General features: G+C 60.8%; 6 protein-coding genes. 2 read left to right on the forward strand and 4 right to left on the reverse strand.

Annotated features, from left to right (window positions below):
• Positions 1-272: 272 nt before the first annotated feature.
• The 4 genes from D8V06_RS29290 to D8V06_RS29305 form a co-directional block, all read right to left on the reverse strand.
• Positions 273-1,040 (reverse strand): SDR family oxidoreductase, encoded by a 768-nt coding sequence (locus tag D8V06_RS29290; protein WP_056852858.1) that lies wholly within the window; start codon positions 1,038-1,040, stop codon positions 273-275.
• A 129-nt stretch (positions 1,041-1,169) separates the two neighbouring features.
• Entirely contained in the window at positions 1,170-2,237 is a 1,068-nt protein-coding gene (locus D8V06_RS29295) for a phosphotransferase family protein (RefSeq protein ID WP_056852857.1), read from the reverse strand.
• A 196-nt stretch (positions 2,238-2,433) separates the two neighbouring features.
• The gene (locus tag D8V06_RS29300) at positions 2,434-3,171 is read right to left on the reverse strand and encodes a TorF family putative porin (protein ID WP_130932349.1); all 738 of its coding nucleotides are present in this window, start codon (positions 3,169-3,171) and stop codon (positions 2,434-2,436) included.
• 110 nt (positions 3,172-3,281) lie between these two features.
• The gene (locus D8V06_RS29305; RefSeq protein WP_130932350.1) at positions 3,282-5,024 is read right to left on the reverse strand and encodes an amidohydrolase; all 1,743 of its coding nucleotides are present in this window, start codon (positions 5,022-5,024) and stop codon (positions 3,282-3,284) included.
• A gap of 103 nt (positions 5,025-5,127) precedes the next feature.
• On the opposite strand from D8V06_RS29305, the gene D8V06_RS29310 reads away from it, so the two are divergent.
• Both D8V06_RS29310 and lexA read left to right on the forward strand, forming a co-directional pair.
• Entirely contained in the window at positions 5,128-6,045 is a 918-nt protein-coding gene (locus D8V06_RS29310; RefSeq protein ID WP_056852854.1) for a LysR family transcriptional regulator, read from the forward strand.
• A 38-nt stretch (positions 6,046-6,083) separates the two neighbouring features.
• The gene (lexA, locus tag D8V06_RS29315; protein ID WP_056852853.1) at positions 6,084-6,701 is read left to right on the forward strand and encodes a transcriptional repressor LexA; all 618 of its coding nucleotides are present in this window, start codon (positions 6,084-6,086) and stop codon (positions 6,699-6,701) included.
• Positions 6,702-6,747 lie beyond the last annotated feature (46 nt).

Genomic DNA, 6,747 nt, shown 5'->3' on the forward strand with positions numbered 1-6,747 from the left:
CACCCCCACCTGTCACTCCACCCCCACCGCCTGAACGTACTTGCCAGACCCTGGATAAAACCGACGTCCTGGGCGATGTGCGTGACGAAAACGGCGAGGTGACCCGAGTCACCACGACCACCCGCTGCATCACCCAGTAAGCAGAAATACACAAAACCCGTAGGAGCAAAGCTTGCTCGCGATTGCGGTAGCAGTTTCAACATTGATGTTGACTGATACTACGCAATCGCGAGCAAGCTTTGCTCCTACAGGAATTTGTGTTGTTCAGCGGGTCAGGACAGGAAACCGCCGTCCACGTTCAGCGAAACACCTGTGGTGTAGCTGGAGGCGTCGCTGGCCAGGTACAGCACCGCGCCGGCCATTTCGCTCGGGTCCGCCACGCGTTTCAAAGGGATCTGCTGCAACGCGGTGTTCAGGATCGCCTCGTTCTTGACCAGTGCCGAAGCGAACTTGGTGTCGGTCAGACCTGGCAGCAGCGCGTTGCAGCGGATGCCGAACTGCGCACATTCCTTGGCGAAAACCTTGGTCATGTTGATGACCGCCGCTTTGGTCACCGAATAAATGCCCTGGAAGATTCCCGGCGAAACGCCGTTGATCGAGGCCACGTTGATGATGCTGCCGCCACCGTTTTCGCGCATCAGCTTGCCGGCTTCGACCGACATGAAGAAATAGCCGCGGATATTCACGTCGACGGTTTTCTGGAAGGCGCCGAGGTCGGTATCCAGTACGTTGCAGAATTGCGGGTTGGTGGCGGCGTTGTTGACCAGAATGTCCAGGCGACCAAACTGTTCCTTGATCCCGGCGAACACCTGGCTGATCTGTTCCATTTCGCCGATGTGGCAGGCGATGGCGGTGGCTTTTCCACCGGCGGCAATGATCGAGTCGGCCACGTGCTGGCAACCCTCGAGCTTGCGGCTCGAGACGATCACGTGGGCACCTTGCTGGGCCAGCAGTTTGGCGATGGCCTCACCGATGCCACGGCTGGCGCCGGAGACGAATGCGATCTTGCCGTCGAGGTCGAACAACTGAGTCTTGGACATGGGTTTTCCTTGTTATAGGCCTGATAGGTGTAGGTGCGGTTTGCTGGCGAAGAGCGGTGACGCGGTATGACCGCTACACCGCAGTGTCTGATTCGCCGGCAAGCCTGGCTCCTACGGGTCGTGTTGGTATCAGAGGCTGGATTTCTGGATGACCTGCAAGCTCATCTGCTCCAGCAGTTTGTTCATGTGAATGAACTGCGCGAAGCGCTTGTCCTGGGTCTGGCCATGGTAGAAGCGGTAGTAGATCTGCTGCACGATGCCGGCCAGGCGGAACAGGCCGTAGGTGTAGTAGAAGTCGAAATTGTCGATCTGGATGCCGGATCGCTGGGCGTAGTAGTCGACGAACTCGCGGCGGGTCAGCATCCCCGGGGCGTGGCTCGGCTGGCGGCGCATCATCTGCACCGGCGCCGGGTCGTCGGCCTCGATCCAGTAGGCGAGGGTATTGCCCAGGTCCATCAAGGGATCGCCGAGGGTGGTCAGTTCCCAGTCGAGCACGCCGATGATCTGCATCGGATTGTTCGGGTCGAGGATGACGTTGTCGAAACGGTAGTCGTTGTGAACGATGCTGGACGTCGGGTGGTCGGCGGGCATCTTGTCGTTGAGCCAGGCCTTGACCACGTCCCACTGTGGGGCATCGGGGGTCAGGGCTTTTTCGTAGCGGTCGCTCCAGCCTTTGATCTGCCGTGCCACGTAACCTTCGGGCTTGCCGAGGTCACCCAGGCCGTAAGCGTTGTAGTCGACCTGGTGCAGTTCGACGAACTTGTCGATGAAACTCTTGCACAGGGCTTCGGTTTTCGCTGAATCGAGCCCCAGTTCCGCTGGCAGTTCCGAGCGCAGGATGATGCCGTTGACCCGTTCCATCACGTAGAACTCGGCACCGATCACCGATTCGTCGGTGCAATGCACGTAGGCTTTGGGGCAGTACGGAAAACCCTCGCGCAATTGATTGAGGATGCGAAATTCGCGGCCCATGTCATGGGCGGATTTGGCCTTGTGGCCGAACGGCGGCCGACGCAGGACAAACTCCTGTTCGGGGTATTCCAGCAAATAGGTAAGGTTCGACGCACCGCCCGGGAACTGGCTGATCTGCGGCAAGCCGCTCAGACCCGGAATATGGGCCTTGAGGTATGGATCGATCAGGCTGGCATCGAGTTCTTCGCCGGTACGGATACGGGTGGACTGGTCAGTAAGCGCCATGCTTATCCCTTCTACTTATTTTGGAGGCCAGACATCATTGGCTAATCTAATGGTGCGCCTTGGGAGCCACAAGCGCGACACGGTCTTATAGGTTAGCGTGTTGCCGGATAATCAGTGATCCTGATGTGTAAGCAACCCTCATCCGATCAGCCTCCATCACACCCCGGAGCCTCCTTGCTCGCAGGTGGGGCGCGCCTCAGAACGACTTGCTGACGCTCGCCACCACAGTGGCGCTGCAAACGTCATCGAACCCCCAGTTGCTGGCGCACTGACTTTTCGACAGGTCGGTGTCGATGTAGCTCAGGCCCAGCATCACGCCGGCCAGTTCGTGGGTCAGCTTGACCTCCCACTCACGGTACGAATCTTCGGCTTCGCCCGAACGTGAGTAGAGATGCGGATCCTTGAAGTCCATGTTGCCGTAACGCAGTTTCAGACCCACATCGTAGGGCAACTCGGTTTCGTAGCCGACATAGCTGTAGAGCGAGTTCTGCTCGCTGTCGATTCCCGGCGCATCGGCAGAGTAATAGGCTCCGAGCTTGACCCCGTAGACGCTGAGAATGCCGTAGGCCTCACTCTGGTTGAACTGGCTTTCTCTGGGATAGGTGTACTTCAGGTAGCCGACGTCCAGGCTCACTTCTTCAGTGGCTTGCCACAGCCAGCCGGCGTAATAGTCGACTTCCTGCCGTGTTTTCAGGCCACCGCCGAAATCGACGTTTGAACTCCATGCGCCGAGGTACAGGCCACTGCTGTGGGCCAGGGTGATGGCACCCTGAATGGCCGGGTCATTCTGGGTTTGCGAGATACCGCGGGTGCGGTAGTCGCTGGCCAGGGTCACGTCCAGCAGCAGGGCGAAGTCGTCATTCAAGGGGATGGCCTGGCTGCTCAAGGGCAGCAGGCTCAAGGAACCGAGGGCGAACAGGGTCAAGGCTTTCATAAGATGCATTCCGCTATTGTGTTGTTATGGGCAGATGTCGGGCAAGGCTGCGCCAGGCCCCCGGGTTGGAACACACCGGGGGCGGGCAGCGAAGTGGTTGCGGGTTTTTATCAGAGGGTCGCTGCGTAGACCTGACGGCCGGCGAACCAGGTTTGTAGCACTTGGGTGTCGTGCAGGGCTTTGTCATCGACGCTGAACACGTCGCGGTCAAGGACGATGAAGTCGGCCTGTTTGCCGGCGCTCAACGAACCGATGTTCTTGTCCAGGCCGATGGTGCGCGCAGCGTTGAGGGTATAGGCGTAGAACATGGTTTCGCGGTCGATACGTTCATCGGCGTTGAGCACGCCCAGCGGGCCGACCCGGGTCATCGCCTGAGCCATGGCGTTGAACGGGTTCGGCGACGACACCGGCCAGTCGCTGGCGCCGGAAATGATTGCGCCCTGTTTGAGCAGCGAGTGCGCCGGGTATTGGTAACGGAATGCCTGGGCGCTGACGTAAGGCTTGATCATGTCGGTGGTGTAGTCGTCGGCGGCGGCCCAGAGCAGTTGCATCGAGGCAATGACGTCGAGCGGCTTGAACCGGGCGAACTCCTTCGGGTTGACCATTTGCAGGTGAGTGACCGAGTGCGTCACGCCGCTTTGGCGGTCCTTGCGCGCCTGGGCGATCCCGTTCAGTGATTCACGCACGGCACGGTCACCGATGGCGTGGATGTGCACCAGCCAGCCGCGCTGGTCGATGGCACTGACCAGCTCGCCGAAATGCTTTGGATCGATCAGCAGTTCGCCCTGTTTGTGCGAGTTGCTGTAGGGATCGATCATCGCCGCGCTCTGCGCCGGGTACTCGATCACACCGTCGGCGAAGATCTTGACCCCGGGCAAGGTCAGGTTGGGGATGCCCTGAAATTGCTGGCGGACCTTGTCCAGCGTATCCAGATCGGCCGGCACGCTTTTCGAATTGGCCACCAGCAGCGCGGCAATGTGGGCGGTCATGGCGCCACTTTGCGCCAGTGCCTTGTACACCGGCAGCACACCGACGGTTTTTTCCGTCGGCTTGAGGGCGAAGATCGGTTCGCCGGGCGCGGCGTTGGCGGCCGGGTCCATCCACGCGGTAATGCCCAGACTGTTGTTGTAGCTCACGGCGGTTTGCGCGGCCTTGAGCATGTCGGCGGCGCTCGGTGCCGGCATTTTCGAGGCCACCCGATCCCAGCCGGCATCTACCAGAAACCCGTTGGGCCTGCCGTCCTTGAGTTTGCCGATGGTGCCGTCTTCAGCTACCGGCAATGACTTGATCAGCGCGGCATCGACACCGGCGCGCTTGAGCATTACATCATTGGCCCAGGCCGTATGGTGGTCGCTGCCGGTAAAGACCACCGGCACGTCGGCCCATTCGCCACTGTTGAACTTCTTGCCCAGCGCTTCCGACTGCGCCCAGTACGCCGAACTCATGCCGGCCACGCTCAGCACATCGCCGTGCCGCGCTTTTCCGTCGTCACGCCAGGCGCGCAGGCGTTTCTCCAGTTCGTCAAGGTCCACGACCTCGTCTTCCATGTTGGCCGACACCATTTCCAGGCCACCGAAGATGGCATGGGAATGGGTGTCGATCAGGCCGGGCATCAGTGTTTTCCCGTCCAGGTCGATGACCTGTGTTCCAGACTCGATCAGCGCCTTGATCTGCGCATCGCTGCCCACTTGCAGCACTTTGCCGTCCTCGACCGCCAGCGCCTGGACCTTGGGCTGATTGCGGTCGGCGGTGAAAATCTTGCCATTGAATAACACCAGGTCAGTCGCTGCCATGGCTTCCAACGAGGCAAAACTCATGGCGGCCATCAATAGATTCGGGATGAATCTTTTCATTGAATGTTTCCTTGTTATTGCGTCTGATGGCCAGATTAGTGGCTTGCTGCGCTCGGCAGAACGCCTCACTCACGAAAAACGTTTTTGCCTGATTGGAAAAAATATGGACAAGCTCGGTGCACTGAAAATGTTTGTGGTCACGGCGCAACTGGGCAGTTTCAGCCGCGCCGCCGAGCAACTGGGCAAGACCCCGTCAGCCCTGACCAAAGCCGTCAATCACCTGGAAGCGGAGCTGGGCGCACGGTTGTTCGAGCGCAGCACCCGACGGATTTTGCTCACGGAGTCCGGGCGGCTCTACCTGGAGACTGCGCGTCAGGTGTTGCAGCGACTGGACGAGGCCGGCGAGGAAATCGAGCAGTTGCAGCATGGTTTGCGCGGCAGCCTGAAAATCACCGCACCGCTGGCCTATGGGCAGGCTTTTCTCGATCAGGTGTGCGGTGGTTTTCTTGAGCAATACCCGCAAATCAACCTGCAAGTGGACCTGTGCGACGAGTTCGTCAACCTGCTGGAGAGCGGCTACGACCTGGCGTTGCGCGAAGGGCATGACGACTTGCCGGGGTTGATTGCGCGGGTGGTCGGCAGCAATCGCCTGGCGCTGTGCGCCAGCCCGGAATATCTGGCACGCAAGGGGCTGGCGGTCACCCCGCAGACCCTTGATGACCACGAATGGTTGCTGTATCGCCATCCGTTGCTCAGCCGTGAATTCTGGTGGGCCGAGCGCGATGGCCAGCGCCTGAGCTTGCCACAACCGTTGGCACCGCGCCTGCGCAGCGACAATTACGACTTGCTGCTGGCCAATGCCCTGGCGGGGCGCGGTTTGCTGCACACACCCTTGTGGAGTGCCGCGCCGTACATCGCCGAAGGGCGACTGGTGCGGCTGATGGCCGACTACGACATCGACCCGGACAGCTTCGGCCCGCACATACTGGCGGTGTACCCGAGCCATCGGCGGGCGACGGCCAAAGTGCTGGCGTTCATCGATTACATCGCAGGGTTTCTGGCGTCCCGTGGGTTGAGCTGACTGGCGGTGCTTGTCAGGAAAATGGCAAAAGAGTACAAATGTACTCCATGACGACTCTGACTCCCCGCCGTACCGCCATCCTGACCTTTATCCGCGAGCGCATCGCCGAGCACGGTCAGTCCCCGAGCCTCGCTGAAATCAGCGAGGCGTTCGGCTTCGCCTCCCGCAGCGTGGCGCGCAAGCATGTGCTGGCGCTCACCGAAGCCGGGTTTATCGAGGTCAACCCGAATCAGGCCCGGGGCATTCGCCTGCTCGGGCAGCCACCGCGCCCCGAGTTGCTGGATATCCCGGTCCTCGGTCGCGTGGCGGCGGGTGCGCCGATCGGGGCCGATGCCGAAATCCATAGCCGCTTGCTGCTCGATCCTGCGATCTTTTCCCGGGTGCCGGACTACATGCTGCGGGTGCGCGGCGACTCGATGATCGAGGACGGCATTCTCGACGGCGACCTGGTGGGCGTGCACCGCAGCCCCGAGGCGGTCAACGGCCAGATCGTCGTGGCGCGCCTCGACGGCGAAGTCACCATCAAGCGCTTCGAACGGGTCGGCGACACGGTCCGGTTGCTGCCGCGCAATCCGGCCTATCAGCCGATCATCGTCGAAGCCGACCGGGACCTCGCCATCGAAGGCGTGTTCTGCGGCCTGGTGAGGCAAGGCTGATGGGCGCCGTCGTTGCGTTGGATACGCTGTTCAATGGCGGCCAGGT

The sequence above is a fragment of the Pseudomonas sp. Sample_24 genome, assembly GCF_004307605.1.
In the GTDB taxonomy this organism is placed as follows: domain Bacteria; phylum Pseudomonadota; class Gammaproteobacteria; order Pseudomonadales; family Pseudomonadaceae; genus Aquipseudomonas.